Origin of the sequence: Arthrobacter sp. HY1533 (assembly GCF_027568515.1) — a bacterium.
Classification (GTDB): domain Bacteria; phylum Actinomycetota; class Actinomycetes; order Actinomycetales; family Micrococcaceae; genus Specibacter.
The window spans coordinates 95,051-119,026 of sequence record NZ_JANKZF010000006.1 but is presented as its reverse complement, the minus strand read 5'-3'; the positions used below and the strand labels follow the sequence as shown (position 1 = coordinate 119,026).

22 protein-coding genes are annotated in these 23,976 nt (G+C 65.7%); 14 read left to right on the top strand and 8 right to left on the bottom strand.

Going from position 1 to position 23,976, the window contains the following annotated elements:
- The first annotated feature begins 14 nt into the window (after positions 1-14).
- The 7 genes from PCK14_RS06905 (at position 15) to PCK14_RS06875 (ending at position 6,023) form a co-directional block, all read left to right on the top strand.
- Entirely contained in the window at positions 15-1,196 is a 1,182-nt protein-coding gene (locus PCK14_RS06905) for an HpcH/HpaI aldolase/citrate lyase family protein (RefSeq protein WP_269937725.1), read from the top strand.
- A complete protein-coding gene (locus tag PCK14_RS06900; RefSeq protein WP_269937724.1) occupies positions 1,193-2,635 on the top strand; it encodes a phosphoribosyltransferase domain-containing protein in 1,443 nt (480 codons plus the stop codon). Before PCK14_RS06905 ends, PCK14_RS06900 begins: the two co-directional genes overlap by 4 nt.
- Positions 2,632-3,801, top strand: a complete 1,170-nt coding sequence (locus PCK14_RS06895; RefSeq protein WP_269937723.1) for a cysteine protease StiP family protein — start codon at positions 2,632-2,634, stop codon at positions 3,799-3,801. Before PCK14_RS06900 ends, PCK14_RS06895 begins: the two co-directional genes overlap by 4 nt.
- Complete coding sequence (locus tag PCK14_RS06890) at positions 3,798-4,613, top strand: HAD family hydrolase (protein ID WP_269937722.1); 816 nt, start codon at positions 3,798-3,800, stop codon at positions 4,611-4,613. The genes PCK14_RS06895 and PCK14_RS06890 overlap by 4 nt, the downstream gene beginning before the upstream one ends.
- Before the next feature lie 32 nt (positions 4,614-4,645).
- Positions 4,646-5,077: a VOC family protein gene (locus PCK14_RS06885; RefSeq protein ID WP_269937721.1), complete on the top strand. Its 432-nt coding sequence runs from the start codon at positions 4,646-4,648 to the stop codon at positions 5,075-5,077.
- Positions 5,078-5,263: 186 nt separating this feature from the next.
- Positions 5,264-5,731, top strand: a complete 468-nt coding sequence (locus PCK14_RS06880; RefSeq protein ID WP_269937720.1) for a hypothetical protein — start codon at positions 5,264-5,266, stop codon at positions 5,729-5,731.
- A complete protein-coding gene (locus PCK14_RS06875) occupies positions 5,721-6,023 on the top strand; it encodes a transcriptional regulator (RefSeq protein WP_269937719.1) in 303 nt (100 codons plus the stop codon). Before PCK14_RS06880 ends, PCK14_RS06875 begins: the two co-directional genes overlap by 11 nt.
- 106 nt (positions 6,024-6,129) lie before the next feature.
- Here the strand turns inward: PCK14_RS06875 and PCK14_RS06870 are convergent, their stop codons facing one another.
- From PCK14_RS06870 to PCK14_RS06860, 3 genes are all read right to left on the bottom strand, one after another.
- Complete coding sequence (locus PCK14_RS06870) at positions 6,130-6,681, bottom strand: hypothetical protein (protein ID WP_269937718.1); 552 nt, start codon at positions 6,679-6,681, stop codon at positions 6,130-6,132.
- Positions 6,682-6,963: 282 nt separating this feature from the next.
- Positions 6,964-8,958 (bottom strand): metallophosphoesterase family protein, encoded by a 1,995-nt coding sequence (locus PCK14_RS06865; RefSeq protein WP_269937717.1) that lies wholly within the window; start codon positions 8,956-8,958, stop codon positions 6,964-6,966.
- A gap of 28 nt (positions 8,959-8,986) precedes the next feature.
- A complete protein-coding gene (locus tag PCK14_RS06860; protein WP_269937716.1) occupies positions 8,987-11,059 on the bottom strand; it encodes a DUF5054 domain-containing protein in 2,073 nt (690 codons plus the stop codon).
- 151 nt (positions 11,060-11,210) lie between these two features.
- On the opposite strand from PCK14_RS06860, the gene PCK14_RS06855 reads away from it, so the two are divergent.
- The 4 genes from PCK14_RS06855 to PCK14_RS06840 all read left to right on the top strand — a co-directional run bounded on the left by PCK14_RS06855 (position 11,211) and on the right by PCK14_RS06840 (position 16,440).
- The gene (locus PCK14_RS06855) at positions 11,211-12,167 is read left to right on the top strand and encodes a carbohydrate ABC transporter permease (protein WP_442864676.1); all 957 of its coding nucleotides are present in this window, start codon (positions 11,211-11,213) and stop codon (positions 12,165-12,167) included.
- A complete protein-coding gene (locus PCK14_RS06850) occupies positions 12,164-13,132 on the top strand; it encodes a carbohydrate ABC transporter permease (protein WP_269937715.1) in 969 nt (322 codons plus the stop codon). Before PCK14_RS06855 ends, PCK14_RS06850 begins: the two co-directional genes overlap by 4 nt.
- 50 nt (positions 13,133-13,182) lie before the next feature.
- The gene (locus PCK14_RS06845) at positions 13,183-14,520 is read left to right on the top strand and encodes an ABC transporter substrate-binding protein (protein WP_269937714.1); all 1,338 of its coding nucleotides are present in this window, start codon (positions 13,183-13,185) and stop codon (positions 14,518-14,520) included.
- Positions 14,521-14,682: 162 nt separating this feature from the next.
- Positions 14,683-16,440 carry a glycoside hydrolase family 35 protein gene (locus PCK14_RS06840; protein WP_269937713.1) on the top strand — a complete coding sequence of 586 codons (1,758 nt, stop codon included), beginning with the start codon at positions 14,683-14,685 and terminating at the stop codon, positions 16,438-16,440.
- A 71-nt stretch (positions 16,441-16,511) separates the two neighbouring features.
- On the opposite strand, the gene PCK14_RS06835 is transcribed toward PCK14_RS06840, so the two are convergent.
- On the bottom strand, positions 16,512-17,567 hold the full coding sequence (locus PCK14_RS06835; protein WP_269937712.1) for a LacI family DNA-binding transcriptional regulator: 1,056 nt from the start codon (positions 17,565-17,567) through the stop codon (positions 16,512-16,514).
- A 56-nt stretch (positions 17,568-17,623) separates the two neighbouring features.
- On the opposite strand from PCK14_RS06835, the gene PCK14_RS06830 reads away from it, so the two are divergent.
- Entirely contained in the window at positions 17,624-19,795 is a 2,172-nt protein-coding gene (locus PCK14_RS06830) for an alpha-galactosidase (RefSeq protein WP_269937860.1), read from the top strand.
- Positions 19,796-19,896: 101 nt separating this feature from the next.
- A complete protein-coding gene (locus PCK14_RS06825) occupies positions 19,897-21,003 on the top strand; it encodes a GmrSD restriction endonuclease domain-containing protein (RefSeq protein ID WP_333474348.1) in 1,107 nt (368 codons plus the stop codon).
- 7 nt (positions 21,004-21,010) lie between these two features.
- Here PCK14_RS06825 and PCK14_RS06820 read toward each other — a convergent pair whose 3' ends face one another.
- The 3 genes from PCK14_RS06820 to PCK14_RS06810 are packed head-to-tail and all read right to left on the bottom strand — an operon-like array spanning position 21,011 to position 22,378.
- Entirely contained in the window at positions 21,011-22,012 is a 1,002-nt protein-coding gene (locus PCK14_RS06820; protein WP_269937711.1) for an adenosine deaminase, read from the bottom strand.
- Entirely contained in the window at positions 22,009-22,200 is a 192-nt protein-coding gene (locus PCK14_RS06815) for a hypothetical protein (protein ID WP_269937710.1), read from the bottom strand. Before PCK14_RS06815 ends, PCK14_RS06820 begins: the two co-directional genes overlap by 4 nt.
- Before the next feature lie 34 nt (positions 22,201-22,234).
- Positions 22,235-22,378, bottom strand: coding sequence for a hypothetical protein (locus PCK14_RS06810; RefSeq protein WP_269937709.1), 144 nt, complete (start codon positions 22,376-22,378; stop codon positions 22,235-22,237).
- Between the two features lie 529 nt (positions 22,379-22,907).
- Between PCK14_RS06810 and PCK14_RS06805 the strand changes: the two genes are divergently transcribed.
- Positions 22,908-23,315, top strand: a complete 408-nt coding sequence (locus PCK14_RS06805) for a hypothetical protein (protein ID WP_269937708.1) — start codon at positions 22,908-22,910, stop codon at positions 23,313-23,315.
- On the opposite strand, the gene PCK14_RS06800 is transcribed toward PCK14_RS06805, so the two are convergent.
- Entirely contained in the window at positions 23,312-23,929 is a 618-nt protein-coding gene (locus PCK14_RS06800) for a LysE/ArgO family amino acid transporter (protein WP_269937707.1), read from the bottom strand. The genes PCK14_RS06805 and PCK14_RS06800 overlap by 4 nt on opposite strands.
- Positions 23,930-23,976: the final 47 nt, after the last annotated feature.

Below are 23,976 nucleotides of genomic sequence, written 5' to 3'. Positions count from 1 at the left end.
ATAAAAGAGGGCCCATGCGACACTTCCGTTCCCTGACTGCGGCCTCCTCCGCTGCACTCTTCCACCGCCTGCCCGCCGAACTGTCGGCAGCCAGTGCCCCCGAGCTGCAGGCCGTGGCGCTGGGTGGCACCCTGTACACGCCCGCCAACCGGCCGGACCTGGTCAAGGACGTGCTGCGCCAGCGTGACCTCGGCGCCGTGTCCATGGTCCTGTGCCTGGAGGATTCCATCCCCGACGCCGACGTTGCCACGGCCGAAGAGAACGTGGTCTCCGCCCTGGCAACGCTCGCGGAGCGCGGCGAGGACCTGCCGCTGCTCTTTGTCCGGGTCCGGACGCCGGGGCAGATGCTGTCGGTGGCCCGCCGTGCCGGGGACGCAACAGCCGTTTTGACTGGCTTTGTCATCCCGAAGTTCGACAACGAGAGCGGCACCGGCGCCGCATTCCTTGAGGCGCTGCACATGGTCCAGGCCGAGCTCGGCCTGGATGGCGCAACACCCGGGCGGCACAGGCTGCGCGTCATGCCCATCCTGGAATCCCCCGCCGTGATCCACGTGGAGACCCGCGCCGCCGCACTGACCAACATCCACACGCTGTTGGCCGCCAACCGCCAGGACATCCTGTCGGTGCGCATCGGCGCCACCGACATGTCCAGCGCCTTCGGCCTGCGCCGCTCCCGCGACCTCACCATCTACGACGTCAACGTGGTGGCCAACGTCATTGGCGACATCGTCAATGTCCTGGGCCGGCCCGAGGGCGGATTCGTGATTTCCGGACCCGTCTGGGAGCACTACTCCAACACCGAGCGTGTGCTGCGCCCGCAACTGCGCCTGACCCCGTTCGTGGGCCCGCACGAACAGGAATTGCGCCGGCGCATCATGACAGCCAACCTGGACACCCTGATCCGCGAGATTGAGCTGGACCTGGCCAACGGCCTGCTCGGCAAGACAGTCATCCACCCCACCCATGTGTCCCTGGTGCACGCCATGAGCGTGGTCAGCCACGAGGAGTACCTGGACGCACTGGCCATTGCCGGAAACGAGCACGGCGGTGCCGCGGCGTCGCCCTACGGCAACAAGATGAACGAGATGAAGCCGCACCAGGCCTGGGCCCGCCGCACCCTGCTGCGCGCCGAAGCCTATGGCGTGGCCGCCGCGGACGTCACCTTCGTGGACCTGCTGGAAGCGAACATGTCATGAGCACCTGGAACGGCAATTTTGTTTCGGAACGCCTGGGCGTTTCCATCCACAGCGACCCGGCGGCCTTTGTGCCTGTCGAGGACCTCGTTGGTCTGGCACTGCGCCGCAACCCCAAGCGAGCCCACCTGCTGGTCTCCACCGTGCTGGCCAAACACATCCCCACCGAGCCCGCCCTGGTCATCGCCGCCGGTGAGCTTCTCGGGGCAATAGTTGCCATGGAGCTCGCCGCCCTGGGGCACGACGCCGCTGCTGCCGCCCCCACTGCGGAGGCCGTCGCCGCCGCCGCGGCGCAGCTTGGCGAGGTCCTGCGGCGGCCAGTCGGCCAGCGCCGGGACGCCATTGACATCCTCGCCACGCAGGTGGCGGGGCTGCGCACCCAGGTGCCCGGCGCCGTCGTGATTGGCTATGCAGAGACGGCCACGGGCCTGGGCCGGCTCGTGGCCAATGCCCTGGGCGCCTGGTACATCCACTCGACCCGGCATGCCACGCCCGGTGTGGAACCGGTGGCGGGCTTCGAGGAGGGGCATTCGCACGCGACCTCGCACGCCATGGTGCCCACGGACCCGCATTGGCTCGACGGCGCCGGCCCCGTGGTGCTGGTGGACGACGAGTTCAGCACCGGGTCCACCGTCATCAACACCATCCGCGAGCTGCACGCGCTGTCGCCGCATCCGGTCTACATCGTGGCGGCACTGATCGACCTGCGCGGCGCAGCCGACCGGGCCCGCTTTGACGCCCTCGCCGAAGAACTCGGCTGCCGCATTGCGGTCACCGCCCTGGGAACAGGCCGGATCGAGCTCGGCGAAAGCATCCTGGACCGCGCCGCGGACCTCATCTCCGGGCTGCCCGATCATGTGGCCGATGCACCCCTGGCCGGCCGCCTGTCCGTGCTTGAGCTCTCCGCCGCGGACACGGCCCCCGTCCGCAGCGACCGTTTTGGCAACGCCTCACCGCCGGCCACCGCAGACGTTGCCGCCATTGCCTCCCACGTGGCCGCCCACCTGGGCTCACATGGCTGCCGGGGACCCGTGGCAGTGGTGGGCTGTGAGGAAAACATGTTCCTGCCGCTGGCCGTGGCCCGCGCGCTGGAAGACCTGCTCCCGGGCACGCCGGTGCTCTTCTCCACCACCACCCGCTCCCCCATCGTCCCGGTGGATGATTCGGGCTACGCGGTTGCCGGGGCCCTGCGCTTCGCCAGCCACGACGCCACCAACGACGGCCCGGGCATCCGCTTTGCCTACAACCTCAGCGGCGCAGGGCAGCGCCCCGGCACCATCCTGGTGTTCCCGGAACCGGGCACGGGCAGCAGCGACGTGACCACCAGCTCCGTCCCCGGGCTGGAGCCGCTGGCGGCGGCGATGGCCTCAGCGGCCGACGACGCCGTCGTGGTTTTGCTGCCGGCCAATGACCCCGCACGCCAAACAGAGGATGCCCGATGAGCCAGACAGCCCTGCCAACGCCCCTCACCGGGCCGGATTTCGGCTCCTATGCTGCCGGCGAGGTCACCTGGCTGCTCAAGGACCTGAGCCACCTTGCCCTGGAGGCGCCCACGGCCGAGCGGGAGCACGCCATCCAGTCGGGCGCTGCCAACTACGCCGAATCGCTGCCCATGGAGTACTCCCCCAGCGCCGAGTACCAGGAGCTGTACACGCAGGCGGTTGAGCGGGCGGGCCGGCGCATCGCCACGGCCGTCGGCGTGGTCACCGAGCTGGCACTGGCTGCCCGCAACAACCAGCCGGTCCTGGTGTCGCTGGCCCGTGCCGGAACCCCCATTGGCATTCTCATGCGGCGCTGGGCGCACCACGTGCACGGGATCGAGCTGCCCCACTTCACCATGAGCATTGTGCGCGGTGTGGGCTTGGACAAGACTGCGCTGCGGTACCTGGCGGAAAACTTTGACCCGGAGCGCATCCTGTTTGTGGACGGCTGGACCGGAAAGGGCGCCATCTCCCGCGAGCTGACCGCGGCCCTGGACGGCTTTGCCGCGGAGACCGGGATCCGCTTCCCGGACGAGCTCGCCGTGCTGGCCGACCCCGGGCACTGCGTGTCCATGTTCGGCACCCGGGAGGACTACCTGATCCCTTCGGCGTGCCTGAATTCCACGGTCTCGGGCCTTGTCTCACGCACTGTTTTCAACGTGGACCACATTGGCCCGGACGATTTCCACGGCGCCAAGTTCTACTCGGAGCTGGCCCCCAGCGACGTCTCCAACGAGTTCCTGGCAGCCATCGAGGGCCACTTTGATGACGTCCGCAGCGAGGTTGCACGCCAGGTGGCCGCGCACAACGCCGAAGCCCCGGAGCCCACCTGGGCCGGCTGGCAGGCCGTTGAGCGCATCAGCACCGGTTACGGCATCAACAACGTCAACCTGGTCAAGCCCGGCGTCGGCGAAACCACCCGGGTCCTGCTGCGCCGGGTCCCGTGGCGCATCCTGGTCAACCCCGACGCCATGGACGACGTGGCCCACGTGCTCCTGCTGGCCGAACAGCGGGGTGTCCCGGTTGAGCAAGTGCCGGAATTGCCCTACAGCTGTGTTGGCCTGATCCACCCCCAATTCGACAAGAGCGCCGTCGGCGCCGATGGAAAGGCCGTGCCCAACGCATGACATCCCCCACCTTGGTTGCCTGCGACCTGGACCGCACGCTCATTTACTCCAAAAGCGCGCTCTGGCTCGAGGGCGCCGACAAGGACGCCCCGGCCATGGTCGTGGCGGAGGTTTACGACGGCGCACCCCTGTCCTTCATGACCCTCGCGGCCCAGCAGTTGCTGGGGGCGGTCAAGGAGTCCGCGACGTTCGTCCCCGCCACCACGCGCACGCAGGCGCAGTACGAGCGCGTGCAGTTGCCCGGACCGGTTCCCGAGTACGCCATCACCTCCAACGGCGGCGTGCTGCTGCACCACGGTGTGCCGGATGCCCAGTGGAACGCCAAACTTTCGGCGCTCATGGCGGAGAGCTGCGCCCCGCTGGAAACCATTGAGGCGCACCTCTCCAAGCCCGAGTTTTCGGCGTGGATCCTGCGCCTGCGCCGGGCCGAGGACCTGTTTGCCTACGCCATCATTGACCGCGATCTCATGCCGGACTCCTTCGTGGCCGAGCTGGAGGAGCTGTGCGCGGAGGCCGGTTGGAGCGTGTCCGTCCAGGGCCGCAAGCTGTACTGCGTGCCCGCGCCCATCAACAAGGCCGACGCCCTGGCCGAGGTGGCCCGCCGCACCGGCGCCGCCAGCGTCATTGCCGCCGGCGATTCCCTGCTGGACCAGGGCATGCTGGAGCTGGCCCACGTGGCCTTCCGCCCCATCCACGGAGAACTGCACGACGCCGGATTTGCCGCCTCGCACCTGCGCCTGACCTCCGTTCGTGGCATCCTCGCCGGGGAGGAAATGCTGCGCGAGATCCTGGCCGAGGTCACCGCCGCCTGACCGGGACACTCCTTGGCTGCTAGCATGCAGGGATGGCATCGACTAGGGAGATTCAAGTCACCTTCGACTGTGCTGAGCCCGTTCGGGTCGCTCGTTTCTGGTGTGAGGTACTGGGGTACGTCCTCCCGACGCAGGAGGGGTTCGATACATGGGATGACTTCGATCGTTCGCAACCGCCTGGGGATCAAGGCTCTTGGTGTGCCTGCGTGGATCCTTCAGGTTCGGGCGCTCGACTGTACTTCCAACGTGTCCCGGAAGGCAAGGTCCTCAAGAACCGTCTGCATCTCGACGTACGGGTCGGTACCGGGCTCGTGGGCGACGAACGCCTGGCTGCGCTGGAGAGTGAATGTGGACGTCTGGTCGCCCTCGGCGCAAAACGCGTACGGCTCCTGCCAGCCGACAGCGACAACGAGTCGTGCCTCGTCATGCAAGACGTCGAGGGCAATGAGTTCTGCCTCGCTTGAGATGAGTGGCCCGACATCTGTCCCAGGGAAGTTCTGGCCGAGGATGTTGATGATCGCCGCCCAAGGCAGGCGCAACCATTGACCGAATTGCCACGCCGCGAGTTGGCCACACCAGGAACAATGCTCACGGCCGCGGCCATGAGCGGGAAGTTGATTAACCGCTAGTTAAGTGATTGACTCAACCGCATGGAAAGTCATTTGGAACATCGGAGTGACCCGGCATCCGCCCGCGAGGCGCTCGAGGCGATCGGCACTGACCGCGGCCGGATCGGCGAACGTGTAACGGCCGAGACGTGGTGGACTGCCCCTGCGCAGGGCCTGGGTGTTGCGCTTGTCATCGCGGCACCCGCGGCCGGGCTGCTCTGGGCGTGGTTGCCCTTTGTCCTCAGCATAGGGATCTTCGTCGGCGTTGAGGTGTTCTTTCGTAAGCGCAGCGGCCTCGGCATTACCCGACCGGCTGGTCCTCGCGGGCTCTGGTTGCTGGTTGCGCTCTTCTTGATCATCTTCTTCTCGTTTGTGATCAGCATGAAGCTCGCGTTGTTCGGTCTGACAGGGTGGGTTGTTGCCCTCGCTGTGGCCGCGGGTGTCATCACCGCGGTCATCGTCGTGGCATATGACCGCGCGTACGCTGCCGAGGTGCGCCGTGCGGGCTGACCCCCGTTTTGACGAAGCGATCCACGCACCAACGCGGCTGCGACTGTGTGCGATGCTGCGCCCCCTCGCCGACGCGGACTTCGCGTCGATTGCCGCGACGCTGGAGCTCAGCGAGGCAAACCTGTCAAAGACCGTGAGAAACCTGGTCGAAATTGGCTATCTCGCAACGAGCAAGCAGGCCTCCCCGCAGCGGACGGACGCGCGCCAGACGACCACAGTCAAACTCACCGCGCAGGGTCGCCGCGCCTTCGATGGGCACCTCGCGGCGCTGCGGGCGATGGCGGGCGATTAGGGCGTGTCTCCCACTTGTGGCTTGATTGACGCCCGATTCTGGGTGTGTGGCTTTTAGCCTGGGTTCTCATTCTCGTCGTTTGGGCAACGGCATACGGGACATCAAACTATGGTTGGGCAGCCGATTCGGCGATGCGCCGTTTCAGGGCCGCCGAGAAGGCCCGATAGTTGTCATAGGCCGCGTTTTCTTGACTCCCGATTTCGGCGAGTTGGACCTCCATGGCGCTTAGGGCTTCCTCATGACGGTTGAGAAGCCACAACGCGACAGGCGCACGGAACACTGTCTGCCATCTGTGGCCTTCTTTCGCCACTAGCGCCTGGGACATGGTCTCTAGAGTGACCCTCTTGCGCATGTAAGGCAAACCATAAGCATTTAGGCTGGCAAGGATGTCTGCGATGACCTCATCATTCGTCTCGGGGTCTTCGCGAGTCAGTATCCAGTCCATTCGGCTTTCGATTGGAACCAAATACCGTAGCGGTTCTGAAACCGTTGGTGGCACGTACTGGTGGAACTTTCGGCCAGTAATCTCAGCCAAGTTGCGTTCCAGCGACTGAATGCGCACACCACATATGGGGTGCATGTTCAACTCGCCTGGTCCGCCGGCTCGGCTTGCGTAGTTCAGTCCGAGAATGCCGAGAGCATCGTCGTTGAGGTCCATGGTGAAGATCCCATCGGCACGCTTCCTGAATCCGGCGCCCACCAGCGCTTCACAGAGTGACGCCTCCCCGGGATGCATTCGAGAGTTCACCATTTCGTCCCCCATATTTCCTAGTCAGGAATCGCGATTCGGGCCGCACCTGCATTTCAAAACACCACACCCACCAAGACGTCCATCGCCTGATCACACTGTACGACCAGAGTTCGCCGCTCTACAGCAGAGGCGGGAAGTTCCTCAAGCTGCCGCAGCCGAATAGCTTTGCTGCCTCAATGCCATGAAAGTTCAGGTCGATTCAGCGATGATCCGTTTTAGAGCTGAGGCGAAGTCCCGGCAGTCGTCATAAGCCGGGTTTCTTTGAGTGCCGAACCCGGCGAGTTGTTCCATGATGGCAGCTAGGGCCTCCTCTTTGCGATTGAGAAGCCACAAGGCGGTTGGAGCCCGGTACCAGGTCACCCATTTGTGACCCTCGTTGGCCACTAGCGCCTGGGACATGGCCTCCAAGTTTGCCCTCTTGCGCATATAAGGGAGGCCATAGGCATCTAGGCTCGCCAGGATATTTGCAATGACCTCCTCATTCCCCTCGGTGTTTTCACGAGTAAGAATCCAGTCCACCCGCTGTTCTTTTGGAACTAAATACCGCAATGGTTCGCACACGGTTGGGGGATTGTACTGGTGGAATTTTTCGCCCCTAATTTCAGCCAGGGTGCGTTCCAGTGACTGAATGCGTACACCACACACAGGATTCATGTTCAATTCACCTGGCTCGCCAGCGCGGCTGGCACGGTTTAGGCCGAGCCAGCCCAGAGCGTCGTCGTCGAAGGCTATTGTGAAACTCTCTCCGGCGCGCTTCCTTAATCCGGCGCCCACCAGGGCGTCACAGAGTGCCATCAATCCGGGATGATTTAGCGAACTCACTACTTGTCCTCCAGAACTCTTATCCGAGAATTGTTGACTGGATCCCGCTGGTTGCGACCACGACGACTCAATGCCCATAAACACACTACGAGCTAGGAACTGCACCTTCCCAGAAGAGTCAGGGAGAACTCGGCCTCTCCACAATGTCAGGATTTGAGTCCACACGAGGCCATCTTTTTGGCTCTGGCAGTCAATGCGGGACCCTTCAGCCGCCGCCTGATCCCGCGGGGCTCGCCTTAGCCATGCGGTCCTGGTGCGAAGGACAGCCGCTGGACCACTCCGCCGTCGAGCCCGCGCATGGTGAGCTCCAGGGACTGGTCCGTGGCCATGCCTTCGATCCACGTGGCGGCTTCCTCGCTGGCGGGGTCGTCGTCGGGCCCCCCCAGCCACCAGCTGGCCGTAGGGGAAGGTGTCGCCGGGCGGCAGCCAGGCCGGGAAGTGCGTGTGGCCCGAGACAACCACCTGGGCGCCCCATTCCTGCAGGGCGGCATCCCATGCGTCGCGGCTCCGGCGGCTGAACCAGTCATAACCTTCGTTGCCGTAGTCCACCTCGGTCTCGTCGATCCAGCGCAGTGGAATGTGGCAGAAGACCACCTTGTAGGGTGCATCCCGGATTTCCGGGCGGGCCGCCACCTCCCGCAGCCACTGGGCCTGTTCGGCGCGCAGCGGGTCAAAGGCCACCCGCCCCTCAAACGTCGGGTGGTCGTCGGGCTTGTCCTCACCCGTGTGCAGCACGATGCAGGCCACCGGTCCGCTGCGGAACGCCGAGAACGGCCGGTCCTCCGGCGTGGCCACGTAGTCGCCCAGCTGGTAGGCCCACGTTCCCCTGACGTCGTGGTTGCCCACCACCACGGCCAGCGGGCGGCCGGCACTGACGTCCTGCCCGGCCGGGTTCAAAATGGTGGAGACGAACTGCCCGTCGTCCTTCCAGTCATTGCACAGGTCCCCGTTCCACACCAGGAAGTCAACGCCGGGAGTGGCGGCGTGGAGGGCCCGGAGCGTGGCGTTGTTCTGGTGGGTGTCGTTCCAGACGGCGAAGTGCGTGCCGGCTGCCTCCGGATCCAGCGTCCGCACCGTCTTCCAGGGGCTTTCATGGCGTTCGGGAGGGCCGGCCACGGACTCGGTGACGGCCCGAACCGACCGTTCCTCTCCGGGAAGCCAGCCCTCCACTCGAACACGCAGCACCTTTTCGCCCTGCGGCACCATGCCGAAGGCGTCGGAGCCCGCCGTTCCACGGCTGCCGTCCGCCGCCTCCCACTCGAGCCATCCGCGGCTCAGGCGGCCAACGCCCCACACGGCCTCAAAGCCGTCGGTGCGTGGTGCCATGACGGATGGCGGGCTGGTCACGAGGTTTGAGGTCATGGTTCTCCTGTCATTGAGGGTGGCGGTGTCACTGGCCCAGTTCAAGGCTGAAGCGGAACAGCAGGTCGTCGTCGAGCCACATGGTGAAGTTGGTTCCCCAAACATTGTTGTGCAGGTTCACGTGGAATCCGTCCTCCGGCTCGGCGACGGCGTTTTCGTTGCGCAGCAGCGCCGGACGGCCAACAGCCACAAGTGCTGCATCCAGCGGCCGCAACGCAAAGCTGCGTTCGCCCGCGTGCGCCACCTCGGCCACGGCGTGCAGGCTCCGGTTGCCGTTGCGGACAACGTCGCGCGGATCCACCCGGGTGCCCAGCTTCCCCAGCGACCACGTGCCGGGGCCGGTCAGCGGGCGGAAGCCGAGCCAGCCGGCCTCCGGCAAACGGGAGGCGTCGGCGCCGCAAAGCTCTAGGCTGATGCCAATGGGGCCGGGCTCCGCGGGGAAGCTGTAGTTGAGCCGGATGTCCCGGGGCGCACCCCACAGCTCACTGGCCTCCGGGGGAAACGCCAGCCGCAGTTGCGCCACCGACTCCGTGCCGGACTCGAGCACCTCGGCGGACACCACGGAGGGGGTGAACACCGTGGCCGGCTGCGTGGCCGCGATGTTCAACCCCGGCTTGCTTTGGTCGGGCACGGCCCAGAAGCCCGTCTCCTCGATGTCCCGGCAGTACTCCTGAACCCAGCGGGCCTCATCGCGCTCGTCAAAGGTCTGGTGCCGGTAGCCGGCCAGCGCGTTGTCCGGACCGGCCCACTGCACGCCGTCCGCATCGAGCAGCGAGACGAGGGCGCCGTCGTCCCCGAAAACCGCCGCGTATGCGCCGAGCGCCTGCTCCTGCCCAACGGCAAAGGGCGTGCCAGGGCGGGCGCCGTGTGGCAAGGGCGAGCACTCCGCGATCACCCTCCTGGCCTGTTCCGCGCGTTCCGGGGACAGCGCCGCCACGGCGCGGTCCACATGTGCGCGCTGCTCCGCCCATGACCGTTCAAAGGCCGCATAGCCCAGCCCCTGCGGGGTGGGGTGTCCGGAGAAGGCCCAGGCGAACTCGTCGAAGTCGGCGGGGTTGGCAGAGGGGTCAATGGTGTCCGCCGCACGGGCCGCCGTGAAGTCCGCCTTGGTGTAGTTCACGTAGTCGGGCAGGAATGTCTTGAGGTCTTCGCCCCAGGTGTGCTCCGGGACCAGCAGCAGTCCGTCGCTGAACGCGTCGCACTCGGGCGTCCCGGCCACCAGCTCCCCTGTTTCCAACCAGCGTGTGCGCAGGCGCAGCAGGGCACGCAGCCGCGCCGTGAGCACGGGGTCGCTGGCCACGCCGTGGATCCAGGAGTCGCCAATTTCCGATTCAACCACGGGCAGCTCCGCGCGGTTTTCCAGCACGGCATGGGCAAAGGCGTCGAGGGTGGAGGCAATGATTTCCGCCCCCGGATAGCTGGCCTGCAGCTGCGCAAACAGCTCCTCAACGTCCTCGATGGGCGGGGGCCCAAAGTTGTCCCCCGTGTGGGCCAGGTGCAGTGCATGGGTGCCTCCGGGGGCCACGGCGGCACCCAGCTCGGTTGCCCCGTAACTCTGGGCGTAATTGACCACAACCTCGCTGCCGTCCGGTGCCCGCCAAATGAAGAATTCGGGAACGTCAGGCACGGCCGATGCTCCGTTGACCCCCAGGTGCAGGTACTCCAGGCCCGCTTCGGCCAGCAGCGGCACCAGCCCTATGGTGTGCCCTGGCACGTCAGTCATCTTGGCGGCCATGGTGTGCCGGTTGAACCGTGCATCGAGGCGCCTGCCAATGGAAATGCCGTGGCGCACCAGCCCCGGGTCCATCAATTCCGTGTGGGTGGTCATCGGCAGGCCGTGCCAGCTGACATGGCCGTCCCGGATGGCAGCCTCAAGCCTTGCCTGCTCCTGCTCCGTGCCCAGCCGGAACGCCTCGTGGATGAGCCACGAGCCTGTGGTCCAGTGGAAGCGCGCCGGCCCGCCGCGGCGCTCCAGCTCCTGGGCAAGGTCAATGGCCCGCGGCAGGTAGTCGTGGATGTACCGATCAGTAACATTGCGTGCGTAGTCCGTGAAGCCAAGGTCAAGATGCGTTTTGAAAACGACATGAAGCGTGCAGATCATTCGTGACTCTTTCGTTATAAAGTTTCTGAAGCATGACTGTTTACGCAAACATTATCGTGTCGTATAGTCGGTGGCAACGCAAACATTTTTTGACAGAAGAGGCTCAAATGACGAGGAAGTCATTCTCCGGAGTTGTCGGGGAGGTACGGAAGTGACAGATGCATCTATCAGTTCCTCCTCGCACACCGCGGACCGGATCCGTGCGAGGATCAGCAAGGAAGCACAGCCCGCCAAGGGCGAGTTCCGCAAGAACAAACGCAACTGGTCGGGTTGGTGGTTCGTCGGGCCGTTCATGCTCGTCTTCACCCTGGTCTTCATTGCCCCCCTGCTGTATGCCATCTACCTGAGCCTGTTCCGCGAATCCCTCATTGGCGGCAACGCCTTTGTGGGATTCGGGAACTACATGCTGGCGCTGAAGGACCCCAAGTTCTGGGACGCCACGCTGCGCGTCTCGATTTTCCTTCTCATCCAGGTGCCCATCATGCTTTTCCTGGCCATGTTTGCCGCCCTGGCACTGGACAGCGCCAGGCTGCGCTGGGTCCCGTTCTACCGGCTCTCAATCTTTCTGCCCTACGCCGTCCCGGGCGTCGTGGCGGTCATGATCTGGGGCTACATGTACGGCTCGCAGTTCGGCATGGTGGCCGACCTCAACAACTTCCTCGGCATTGAGCTGCCGTCCCCGCTGGCCTCCAACCTCATCATGGTGTCCATCGGCAACATCGTCACGTGGGAATTTGTGGGCTACAACATGCTGATCTTCTTCTCGGCACTGAAGGCAGTTCCCCAGGAACTGTATGAGGCCGCCGAGATTGACGGTGCGGGAACCTTCCGGACCATCTGGAGCATCAAGCTGCCCCAGATCCGCGGGGCCATCCTCATTGCCACCCTGTTCTCCATCATCGGCAGCTTCCAGCTGTTCAATGAACCATCCATCATGCAGTCCATTGCACCGAACGCCATCACCAGCTACTTCACCCCGAACATGTACGCGTTCAACCTGTCCTTCGCGGGCTCGCAGTTCAACTACGCGGCAGCCATCGCCATCATCTCCGGCGTCATCACCATGGTTGTTGCCTACGCCGCACAAATAGTCGGGAACAGGAAATGAGCGCAACCGTGACCGAGAAGCCCACGCCGGCCGAGCGCCGTCGCACCCCCAGCCGGCTCGCCAGCGGCCGGATGGCCAACGCCGGACGCGCCCGGAACAAGACCGCCAAGAAGGTCAGCCCGCGGCACCAGCGGGCATCCATAACGCTCACCGTGCTGATGACCCTGATGCTGCTCTACTGCCTGGTGCCGCTGTTCTGGCTGCTGGTCAACGCCAGCAAGACCAAGGAACACCTGTACAACTCCTTTGCGTTCTGGTTCAGCGGCCCTTTCGCCTTGTTCGACAACATCGGGCAGGTCCTCACCCACGGGGACGGCATCTTTGTCCGCTGGTTCCTGAACACCGTCATGTACGTGGTGGTTGGCGCCGGTGGTGCCACTGTCCTGGCGGCGCTGGCAGGCTACGGCCTGGCCAAGTACAAGTTTCCGGGCCGACGGGCGGTGTTTGCCATCATCCTGGGCGCACTGGCCATCCCCGGCTCGGTCCTGGCGGTGCCGCAGTTCCTGCTCTTCAGCGGAATGGGCATCACCAACACACCGTGGTCTGTCATCATCCCGTCCATGGTCAGCGCCTTCGGCCTGTACCTGGTGTGGGCCTACGCCTCCCAGGCCATTCCCGACGAGTTGATCGAGGCGGCCCGGATCGACGGCGCCGGCGAGATCCGCATCTTCTTCTCCATTTCGCTGCGGCAGCTGGCACCGGCGCTCATCACAGTGCTGATGTTTGCCGTGGTGGCCACCTGGAACAACTACTTCCTGCCACTGATCATGCTCAGCGACCCCAAGTGGTACCCACTCACCCTGGGCCTGAACCAGTGGGCGGCAGCAGACAGCTCCGTGGGCGGCGTGCCCATCCCCCACCTGGTCATCGCCGGGTCCCTCCTGACCGTAATACCGATCTCCGCGGCCTTCCTGTACCTGCAGCGCTACTGGCAGTCAGGGCTCACCGCCGGAAGCGTGAAATGAGCCGGAACCCCGGCTCGCCCAACAAGTTGTCCCAAGCGAAAGGAACCACCATGAAAAAAGTTACCCCCGCACGCTGGCTTCGAATTGGCGCCACAGCCACCGCCACAGTGCTGCTGGCAGGCACGTTGTTTGGATGCAGCAGCGGCAATGACGCCGGATCGGGCCAGGCCGCCGTCAGCCAGGCCGACATTGACGCGGCAGTGCAAAAGGAAACCACGCTGACATGGTGGACCTGGAGCGACGGCAACCAGCCGCTGGCCGATGCATTCATGAAGAAGTACCCCAAGATCAAGATCGACATGGTCAAGCTGGAGAACCCCGACGCCGTGGTGACGAAGCTGCAAAACGCCGTCAAGGCGGGCAAGGGCGCCCCCGACATTGTCCCCGTCGAATACCAGACCCTCCCCCAGCTCACCCTGGGCAAGGCACTGGCGGACATGACCCCGTATGGCCTGGACAAGTTCAAGGCCAACTTCAGCGATTCAACGTGGAACGCAGTCAACGTGCAGGGCAAGCTGGTGGGCCTGCCCCTGGATTCCGGCCCCATGGTCATGATCTACAACAAGGAGCTTTACGCCAAGTCAGGCGTCACCGAGGCACCCAAGACGTGGGACGAATTTGCCGCGGCATCCAAGAAGATCCACGCCACCGACAAGGACGCATACATCGCCAACAGCGGCGACGCAGGCTTCTTCACCAGCATGATGTGGGCATCCGGCGGACAGCCGTTCAAGGCCGACGGCGAGAAGGTCACCATCAACCTGCAGGACTCCGGCACCAAGAAGTTCGCCGACAACTGGGGCGCCCTGCTCAAGGCCGATGAGCTCTCCCCCGTTGCCACCTGGTCCGATGAATGGACCAAGGCGCTGAACCAGGACAAGCTGGGCACACTGCTCATCGGTTCATGGATGATCGGCGGCATGGACGACTACGGCACAGGAAAGTGGCAGGTTGCCCAGATGCCCACTGCCGACGGCAAGCCCGCCACAGCGGAAAACGGCGGCAGCTCCCTCGCCGTGACCGAGCAGAGCGCCAACAAGGCAGTGGCCGCGGCCCTGCTGCAGTTTGCCGCCGAAGGCGAAGGCCGGACCGTGGTTGAGGCCAACGGCTTCCCGTCCTCCACGGCAACCATGGAAAACCCCGAGTGGCTGAACAAGGAATTCCCGGCCTACGGCGGCCAGAAGGCCAACCAGGTTGGCGTTGAAGCTGCCAAGTCGGTTGTTCCGGGATGGCAGTACCTGCCGTTCCAGGGCTACGCCAACAACGTCTTTGGTGACTCCGTGGGCAAGGCGCTGGGCGCCAAGGGCGACATCAACGCCGCCCTCGTGGACTGGCAGCAGACCCTTGTCGACTACGGCAACACACAGGGATTCACGGTCAACAAGTAACAGCACCACCATCAAGCCCGCGCGGGGGGCCCGCCCCCGTGGCAGGCCCCCCCCCGGCCAAGAACCAACAAGCGCACACCAACCCCCACACCCACCCCGCGCGGGGGGGGCGCGTCCCTCGGGGGCCGCCCCCCCGCGTGCAATGACACAACAGGAGCATTGATGCCTTCCTTCGCCATCGGTGAGACAGACTTCCTCAAGGACAACACGCCATTTCAGGTGCTCTCGGGGGCCCTGCACTACTTCCGGGTCCACCCGGAGCAGTGGGCCGACCGCATCCACAAGGCCCGTCTCATGGGCCTGAACACGATCGAGACCTACGTTCCCTGGAACGCGCATGCCCCGCGGCGCGGCGAATTCAACGCCACAGGGCAGCTGGACCTGGGCCGCTTCCTGGACCTGGTCCATGCCGAGGGCATGCAGGCCATTGTGCGGCCCGGCCCCTACATCTGCGCCGAATGGCACGACGGCGGCCTGCCGCGGTGGCTGCTGGCAGATTCGTCGCTGAAGCTGCGCAGCAGCGACCCCAGCTACCTGGCCTTGATCGCGGAGTACCTCGACGCCGTGTACACAATCGTGGCCCCCCGCCAGATCCAGCACGGCGGACCGGTCATCCTGGTGCAGATCGAGAACGAGTATGGCGCCTACGGCTCCGACAGGGGCTACCTGCAGGCCCTGTCCGACATGACGCGCGAGCGCGGGATCGACGTCCCCCTGACCACTGTGGACCAGCCCACGGAGGAAATGTTGGGCAACGGCAGCCTCCCGAGCCTCCACCGGACGGCGTCGTTCGGCTCCCGCTCCACCCAGCGCCTGGGCACGCTGCGCAAGCACCAACCCACCGGGCCGCTCATGTGCTCCGAATTTTGGTGCGGCTGGTTCGACAGCTGGGGCGAGGCCCACCGCACCACAGACGCGGCCGAATCCGCACGGGAACTGGACGAGCTGCTGGCCGCGGGCGCTTCTGTCAACATCTACATGTTCCACGGCGGCAGCAACTTTGGCTTCACCTCCGGCGCCAACGACAAGGGCACGTACCGGCCCATCGCGACGTCGTATGACTACGACGCACCGCTGGCCGAGGACGGCACGCCCACCGAAAAGTTCTGGCGCTTCCGCGAGGTCATTGCCAAGTACGCGCCCGTGCCCGAGGAGACCCCGCCCGCGCGGGTGCCGGCCCCCAGCTTTGTCGTGCCGCTGCAGGGCAGCGTTCCCCTGTGGCAGCTTCCACTTGCCGGCGCCCGCGACTTCGATGAACTTCCGACGCCGGCCCAGTTCAGTTCCGCCGGCGGCTACTCCTGCTACACCACAACCATTGCCGCCGGGGGCCTGCTGGCCTTCGCGGAGGTGCGTGACCGCGCGCAGATCTTCCTCAACGGCGCCCCCGTGGGCACCCTCAGCCGGGACCACCATGAACGGTTCCTGCCGCTGCCTGCCACTGCGCAGGGGGAACTGGCAATCCTGCTGGAGGACCAGGGCGGGGTGAACTACGGGCCCCGGCTGGGCGAAGCCAAGGGGCTCATGGGACCGGTGACCCTGAACGGTGCGCCGCTGGCCGGCTGGCGCGTTGGAACAGTGGACCTCGATGACCTTGACGCCGTCCGGGCGGCACTGGCCGCGGCCCCCGCAGTAGGCCAGGGCACCGGCGTGTGCGGCCCAGCCTTCATTTCCGGCACCTTCGAGCTGCCGGAGGCGGCGGACCTGTTCCTGGACACGGCCGGATGGGGCAAGGGTGTTGCCTGGATCAACGGCTTCAACCTGGGGCGCTACTGGAACCGCGGTCCGCAGACCACGCTGCACGTGCCGTCCCCGCTGCTGCGCTCAGGCCGCAACGAGCTCATCGTGCTGGAAACCGTGGGAATGGACGCCGCCGTGGCCCGTTTCGCCACACGGCCAAACCTCGGTCCCACCGAGGAGTGATGCCCGGACCAGCGGGGCGCGGGGCAACCCGACGCCCCGCACCGGGGTCCCGGATTGTGCACGGCCCCGGTTCAGGAGCTGAGCTGCCCCCGCACGGGGCCGGTACTGCTGCGCACCACGAGGTCCGTGGGGATCAGCTTGTTTTTCGGGGCCGCCTTGCCGTCGATCATGGACAGCAGCAGGGCCGTGGCCCGCTTGCCCACCTCGCCGAAGTTTTGGTGGATGGTGGTCAAGGCCGGCCAGTAGGCCGCCGCATCCTCGGCGTCGTCAAAGCCCACAACACTGACGTCGCCGGGAACCTGCCAGCCGCGCTCATGGAAGGCATGCATGATGCCCAGCGCCATCTGGTCGTTGGCGGCGAAAACCGCCGTGGGCGGATGCTCCCCGGCCGCTATTTGGCGGCCCACCGCAACCCCGGAGGCGGCGGTCCAGTCGCCGCGCAGCACGGGCGGCGCGTCCAGCCCGGCGGCCTTCATGGTGTGCAGATAGGCTTCCGCGCGGCGTTTGGCCGAGAAGGAGATGGCGGGCCCGGATACGTGCAGGATGTCCTTGTGGCCCAATTCGATCAGGTGGCGGGTGGCCAGCCTGGCGCCCTGCTCCTGGTCGGTGTCAACAATGTTGTAGGGCTGGGATCCGTCGGAGTCCACGATGACCAGCGGCAGCCCGGCGGTGAGCTGCAGCTTCTCGGGGGACTCCACCTCGGCGGACATGATCAGGATGATGCCGTCAACGGCCTGCTCCTCAAGCCGGCCAAAGGCCCCGGCAACATCCAATTGGGTGGGGTCCAGCACGGGCAGCAGCGTTGTGGTGTATCCGGCCGTGGATGCCGCCTCGGCAACGGCGTCAAGGGTCCGTTCATTGCCCAGCGTGGTGAGGCTGAAGGTGACCACGCCAATGCTGCGGAAGCGCCCGGACTTCAGGTTCCTGGCGGCGCTGTTGGGCCTGTAGCCAAGGGCCTTCATGGAGGCCAGCACCTTGTCCCTCGTGTCGGGCCGCACATTTGTGGCCCGGTTGGCCACGCGGGAGACGGTCTGCGCCGAAACCCCCGCATGTATCGCCACGTCCTTGATGGAGGCTCGCGCATGTGCCGCGGGTTCCGGCTTCTGAATCTCTGTCTCAGTCATCATGGTGACGTAAACACTATCTGAATCAACCCCCGAAAGGAACTCCCATTGTGAGTGAAATGCCCGAGCTTGGCCTCGTGATGCGCGCCGCCGGCGTTGCCCTGGTTGTGGACCTGGGCGCCAATGCCCTGCCGGAGATTGTGCACTGGGGCGCCGACTGCGGCCCGCTGGACCAGCGCGCCTACCGGGCCCTGCGGCTCGCCGGCGTCGCGCCCGTAGGGGCCAGCGAAGTGGATGAGCCGGTGCGCATCTCCATCCTGCCCGAACACACATTGGGGTGGATGGGCCGCCCCGGGGTGGGCGGCTCCCGGGGCGGGACAGCGTGGTCGCCACGGTGGCGCACGGGGCGAATCCTTCTGGATGGCCGCGAGCTGGACGCCGGGCAGGTGGTGAACTGCGGCGCGGGGCGCCTGGAGGTCGAGGCGGAGGATGAGCAGGCCGCCCTGCGGCTTCTGCTCACGCTCGAATTCTCCCCGGAGGGAATCCTGCGGACCCGGGCTTCGGTGGTGAACCTGGCCGCCGGGACGTACCAGCTCGATGATCTCCTGCTGTGCCTGCCCACCCCCGCCATCGCCAGCGAGAGCCTTGACTTCGCCGGGCGCTGGGCCGGGGAACGGGCGCCCCAGCGCCGCCCCGTGACCATCGGCGCCCACCGCCGCGAGGGCCGCCACGGACGCACCGGGCTGGATGCGGCCACAATCCTGTCCGTGGGGACGCCGGGCTTCGGCTTCGCCGACGGTGAAGTGTGGGGCATCCACACTGCCTGGTCCGGCAACCATGTGCACCAGGTGGAGCGCGGGCTCAGCGGCGTCCAGCTGCTGGGCGGGGGCGAGCTCCTGCTCCCCGGGGAGGTCCGCTTGGGGCAGGGCGAAAGCTATGAGAGCCCGTGGGTGTACGGCATCTACGGCCGGGGCCTGGATGATGCGGCCCGGCGCATGCACCGCCACCTGCGCGCCCGCGCAACCCACCCCAGGACGCCCCGGCCCGTGACCCTGAACTCCTGGGAGGCCGTGTACTTTGACCATGACGAGCAGGGGCTGCTTGACCTTGCCAGCCGTGCCGCCGGGGCCGGTGTTGAACGGTTCGTCCTGGACGACGGCTGGTTCGGCGGGCGGCGCGGCGACCGCGCGGGCCTGGGCGACTGGACCGTGTCCCAGGACGCGTGGGCCGGCGGCCTGCACAGGCTCGTGGACCATGTGAACTCCCTCGGGATGGAGTTCGGGCTGTGGTTTGAACCGGAAATGGTGAACATGGATTCCGGGCTGGCCAGGGAGCACCCCGAATGGATCATGGCCACGGGCGGGCGGCTCCCGGTCGAGTCCCGCCACCAGCAGGTCCTGAACCTGGGCATTGAGGAATGCTGGGAACACATCCTCAACGCCATGGACGCCATCCTGAACGAATACAACATTGCCTACATCAAGTGGGACCACAACAGGGACCTGGTCGACGCCGGGGCGCAGCCCTCGGGTGCCCCCGGCGTGCACAGCCAAACGCTGGCCTACTACCGGCTCGTTGACGAGCTGAAGCGCCGCCACCCGGGACTGGAAATTGAGTCGTGCTCCTCCGGCGGGGGCAGGGTTGACCTGGGTGCCCTGGCCCGGACCGACAGGATCTGGGTTTCGGACAACAACGATCCCCTGGACAGGCAAATGATGAACAGGTGGACCACCCAGCTGGTTCCCCCGGAACTCATGGGCTCCCACCTGGCGTCCGCAACCTCACACGTCACGGGGCGCACCCACTCACTGTCATTCCGCGCCCAGACGGCCATGTTCGGGCACCTGGGGGTTGAGCTGGACTTGCGGCTCGCCAGTGGGGAGGAGCTTGAAAAAATTGGCAGCTGGATAGCCCTGCACAAGAGGCTGCGATGCGTCCTCCACCACGGCGATGTGGTCCGGCTGGACCACCCGGACGGCTCGCTGGCCCTGCACGGGGTGGTTTCCGCCGACGGCGCCCAAGCCGTCTACTCCTACGTTTCGCTCGCCCGGGGCGTGGTGTCCAACCCCGGCCGGGTCCGTCTTCCTGGCCTGGACCCGGCCGCCTCCTACCGGATCGAACCCCTGTTTCCCGACGGCGGGTCCGGCTACGTCCAGGGCATCCCGGCATGGTGGGATTCAAGGTCAACTGGCAGCATCGAACTGGGCGGCGCCTTCCTCGCAGGGGTGGGCATCGCCATGCCGGTCATTCACCCCGAACAGGCGGTGCTGCTGCTGGCAACCCGGATCTGAGCGCTGCCGGGCCCTGCCGGAACGGCCGGAGGGGCCCGTGTCAGTGCCCGCAGGTAGGCTTGAGGGCATCCGAACACCACCCACCCGGGGAGAACTACGCCTTGCCTGCACCACGCCCTGCCCGCACCATCGGGGCAGCCGAATTCATCATGGGCTCCGTGCTCGCCACAGTCCTCTTCACGGCCACGGCGTGCGGCGGCGCCTCGGCAGCGAAGGAGGTGCCGCCGTCGTCCACGGCCGCTGCAACGGCCCGGGCCACCCAGGAGCCCACGGACCTGGACACCGCACCGCTGGACGGCGATGGGGTTCCGGACCCCGGGAATGCCAGCCTGGCTGGCAACGTGCAGCCTGACTACGCATCCACGGCACTGGAGGTTTTGGCCGGGCTGCCCATCAAGGGCCGGGCACCAAAAACCGGGTACAGCCGTGAGGAATTCGGCCAGGCGTGGGCGGACGTGGACAGGAATGGCTGCGACACCCGCAACGACATCCTGGACCGGGACCTGGACGCCAAGACCTTCAAGCCCGGCACGCGGGACTGTGTGGTGCTCACGGGCGTCCTGGATGATCCCTACACGGCCTCAAGAATTGACTTTGCGCGGGGACCGGACACCAGCAGCGCCGTGCAGATCGACCATGTGGTGGCACTCAACGATGCCTGGCAAAAGGGTGCGCAGAAACTCACCGTGGAACAACGCACGGCCCTGGCAAACGATCCGTTGAACCTGCTGGCCGTGGACGGTCCCAGCAACCAGCAAAAGGGTGCGTCCGACGCCGCCACGTGGCTGCCGCCCAACAAGGCCTACCGCTGCCAGTACGTTGCCCGGCAGATCTCGGTCAAGGCCACCTACAAGCTGTGGGTCACGCAGGCAGAACACGACGCCATGGCCAAGGTGCTGGGCGGGTGCAAGGACACTCCCGCACCCACCAACCAGGGCGCCCCTGCCACGACGCCGGCCGAGCCGGCCCCGGTGAAGCCTGTCATCCTGCCGCCCGTGGCGCCGGTTGCCCCGGCTCCCCCGGTTGAGGCAGCCGCACCTCCTGCACCGCCGGCCGCACCGGTTGCTCCGCTGGTGGAAGCTCCAGCCGCCGCTTACTACGCCAACTGTGCCGCCGTGCGCGCAGCGGGTGCTGCGCCGATCCGTGCGGGCGATCCCGGCTTCCAGGCCAAGTTTGACCGCGACGGGGACGGGGTTGGCTGCGAGTAGGGCAACATCAGCCCTGCTGCGTGCGCCACTCGCCGAGTTCGGCCAGCAGGGCCGCCTTGCGGTCCGCGCCAGCAAAGGACGAGCGGATTGAGTTTGCCGCCAGCGTGGCCACGGTGTCGGCATCGAAGCCGAAGCCGGCCACCAGGGCGGCAAAGTTGTCATCCACGTAGCCGCCAAAATAGGCCGGGTCATCGGAGTTGACGCACACGTTCAGCCCCGCCGCCAGCATCTGCGGCAGTGGGTGCTCTGCCAGCGTGTCCACGGCGCGCAGGCGCACATTGGAGAGCGGGCAAACCGTCAACGGCACCTGTTCGGCGGCCAGGCGGGCCACCAGCGCGGGGTCTTCCATGGAGCGGATGCCGTGGTCGATCCGTTCCGCGCCCAGCAGGTCCAGCGCGTCGCTGACGTAGCTGGGCGGGCCCTCCTCGCCGGCGTGGGCGATGAGGCGCAGCCCTGCCGAGCGGGCCCGCTCGTACAGGCGCACAAATTTGGCCGGAGGGTTGCCCACCTCGGCCGAATCCAGGCCGATGCCAATGATGGGCGCGTCCAGGGCCAGCAAGTCCTCCAGGATCTCCAGCGCTGACTGTTCTGGCTCGTCCCGCAGGAACGCCGCAATCAGCGCGGTGGTCATGCCGAATTCCTGCTCGGAGGCGGCCAGGGCGGCGGCAATGCCGTTGACCGCGGTGGCCAGCGGGACCCCGCGGGCCACATGGGCCTGCGGGTCAAACATGATTTCTGCGTGGCGCACGCCGCCGGCCGAGGCACGGGCCAGGTAGGCGCGGGTCATGTCCGCGAAGTCTGCTTCGGTGCGCAGCACTGACATGTTGGCGTAGTACAGGTTCAAAAACGACTGCAGGTCGGTGAACTGGTACTGGGCACGCAAATCGGCCAGCGAGGCATGCGGCAGCTCAATGCCGTTGCGCGCCGCCAGTTCCATGATGAGCTCGGGCTCCAGGGTGCCTTCAATGTGCAGGTGCAGCTCGGCTGCGGGTACATGGCGCGTGGTCATTGCATCTCCTCTGGCTTCAACTCTTTGTCCTGGTATCCATTGTTGCCCGGCTGCGGGAGATTGGCCGCAATGCCCGTGGAAACGAAACAGCCCGCGCTGGTCAGCGCGGGCTGTTCACGTTTGGCCGGGGCACCATGTGCGGCGCTCCCATGCGGGTGGCTTGAACCATGCGGATGAGTAATGGTCATCGCAGCCACCTCCTTTCACAAAAAGGGGTGGCGGTCAGCGGATGTTGAACAAGTCAACCCGGATCATGTCCTGCTGCAGGTTTCCCCGCATCCGCTCAAACTTCTCCTGGTCCACCGGCGCGAAGAACACCCTCTTCACGGCCGACAAGCGGCCGGGATAAGACGATTCCTGTTTCATTTTTTCACCTCCCCAAATGACCTAGTGAATGCAATTATTGTATTTTTTGGCGCGACAAATAAAGCCATTGTTTATTCCCTAACAGGGCATTATGAGAGCACAAAAATGCGCGAATGATTTTGTGCATGAATTTCGGCAGCACCCGTGCGCGGACCCAGGGCCCAACGATCAAGGGGAAAGCCAGCCCGACCTGACAGGTCCGGGCGTTCGTAACTTAAGCGGTTACGACGCCTGATTCGCGTGCCGGGAAGGGGCCTTGCCGAACTCATGGACTTCGGTCTTGATTACTGTAAACATCATGGCCTCCTTTCAACGTGCATGCGGACATTCCGGGGGAATTCACCGGAACTGTTTACCAACCTACAACACAATCAATCCAAAACGCCAGCCCATCCGGCAAATTAATTCAAATATTTCTTGGACGCATTCCGGCGGCCCGGCGCACGGGCGGGAATGGCTGCGCCGGCACCCCGGAGAGTGGGCCACAATTGCCTCTGGAAACTGGCCGGGTTCTGGCTAGACTTTAAGCGTGAGCTCACGCAGCGACCAGCCTTTGGTTCCGGCAGTTTGGCAACGCCATGACACGGAGATCCTGCCGATATGGCGTGAGCGGCTTTGCGCCGAAATGGGCCCCACCGTGGCGAGCCGCTATGCGGCGGGGCTCTTCTTTGAGGACAGGCGCCGGCCCATTGCGCAGTGGTTCAATCCAGCCCTGGGTGCCGCGTTGCTGGTGGGGCTGGAGACCTCCGCGGAATGGCCCGTGCAACGCTTTGGCCTGTACTACGCCCCCGCGGGCGGCGGCGTGGTCCGGGTCCACATGAACACGCACGAGTGGTTCACACGCACACCAAAGCAGTCCCCCACGGAGGAAGAGGCTTTCATCGGTGCCGTGCGATCGGCCGAATCCTTCCTGCAGGTGGAGATGGACTTCATCTAGGCGCCGAGCGCCATTTTCAAGCCCAGGAAAAGCATGACGGCGGCAATCAGCCCGTCGAGCACGCGCCACGCGCCGGGCCGGGCAAAGATGGGACGCAGGAACCTTGCCCCGTAGCCCAGGGCGCTGAACCACGCAACGCTGCCCAGTGCGGCGCCGGCACCAAACCACCAGCGCAGTTCCCCATGCTGGTTGGCCAGGGTGCCCAGCAGCAGCACGGTGTCCAGGTACACGTGCGGGTTCAGCCAGGTCAGGGTCAGCGCAGTGGCGAGCACGGCCTTGCGGGTCAGGCTCCCCTGCCGGCCGCCGGCGGTCAGAACGCCCGGGCGGAAGGCGCGCTTCGCGGCAAGCGCCGCGTACCCCAGCAGAAACGCCGCGCCGGCCAGCCTGATGACCACCACGACGGCCGGAACTGCCGTGATCACGGCCCCGATGCCGAGGATCCCGGCGCCAATGAGCACGATGTCGCTGAGCATGCAGACCAGGACCACAAGCCCCACATGCTCGCCGCGGATGCCCTGGCGGAGCACAAACGCATTTTGGGCGCCGATGGCGACAATGAGGGCAAGCCCGGCGCCGAGTCCGGTGGCTGCAGTTCCAAGAATTTCCAGTGGCATCACAGCTTTGAAGCTACTAGGCTCGGCCAAGACAGTACAGCTAATTA

Coding starts and splice junctions, on each gene's coding strand:
- PCK14_RS06905 (WP_269937725.1), top strand. CDS start 15: ATGCGACACTTCCGTTCCCTGACTGCGGCCTCCTCCGCTGCACTCTTC.
- PCK14_RS06900 (WP_269937724.1), top strand. CDS start 1,193: ATGAGCACCTGGAACGGCAATTTTGTTTCGGAACGCCTGGGCGTTTCC.
- PCK14_RS06895 (WP_269937723.1), top strand. CDS start 2,632: ATGAGCCAGACAGCCCTGCCAACGCCCCTCACCGGGCCGGATTTCGGC.
- PCK14_RS06890 (WP_269937722.1), top strand. CDS start 3,798: ATGACATCCCCCACCTTGGTTGCCTGCGACCTGGACCGCACGCTCATT.
- PCK14_RS06885 (WP_269937721.1), top strand. CDS start 4,646: ATGGCATCGACTAGGGAGATTCAAGTCACCTTCGACTGTGCTGAGCCC.
- PCK14_RS06880 (WP_269937720.1), top strand. CDS start 5,264: ATGGAAAGTCATTTGGAACATCGGAGTGACCCGGCATCCGCCCGCGAG.
- PCK14_RS06870 (WP_269937718.1), bottom strand. CDS start 6,681: ATGGACCTCAACGACGATGCTCTCGGCATTCTCGGACTGAACTACGCA.
- PCK14_RS06865 (WP_269937717.1), bottom strand. CDS start 8,958: ATGACCTCAAACCTCGTGACCAGCCCGCCATCCGTCATGGCACCACGC.
- PCK14_RS06860 (WP_269937716.1), bottom strand. CDS start 11,059: ATGATCTGCACGCTTCATGTCGTTTTCAAAACGCATCTTGACCTTGGC.
- PCK14_RS06850 (WP_269937715.1), top strand. CDS start 12,164: ATGAGCGCAACCGTGACCGAGAAGCCCACGCCGGCCGAGCGCCGTCGC.
- PCK14_RS06845 (WP_269937714.1), top strand. CDS start 13,183: ATGAAAAAAGTTACCCCCGCACGCTGGCTTCGAATTGGCGCCACAGCC.
- PCK14_RS06840 (WP_269937713.1), top strand. CDS start 14,683: ATGCCTTCCTTCGCCATCGGTGAGACAGACTTCCTCAAGGACAACACG.
- PCK14_RS06835 (WP_269937712.1), bottom strand. CDS start 17,567: ATGATGACTGAGACAGAGATTCAGAAGCCGGAACCCGCGGCACATGCG.
- PCK14_RS06830 (WP_269937860.1), top strand. CDS start 17,624: ATGCCCGAGCTTGGCCTCGTGATGCGCGCCGCCGGCGTTGCCCTGGTT.
- PCK14_RS06820 (WP_269937711.1), bottom strand. CDS start 22,012: ATGACCACGCGCCATGTACCCGCAGCCGAGCTGCACCTGCACATTGAA.
- PCK14_RS06815 (WP_269937710.1), bottom strand. CDS start 22,200: ATGACCATTACTCATCCGCATGGTTCAAGCCACCCGCATGGGAGCGCC.
- PCK14_RS06810 (WP_269937709.1), bottom strand. CDS start 22,378: ATGAAACAGGAATCGTCTTATCCCGGCCGCTTGTCGGCCGTGAAGAGG.
- PCK14_RS06800 (WP_269937707.1), bottom strand. CDS start 23,929: ATGCCACTGGAAATTCTTGGAACTGCAGCCACCGGACTCGGCGCCGGG.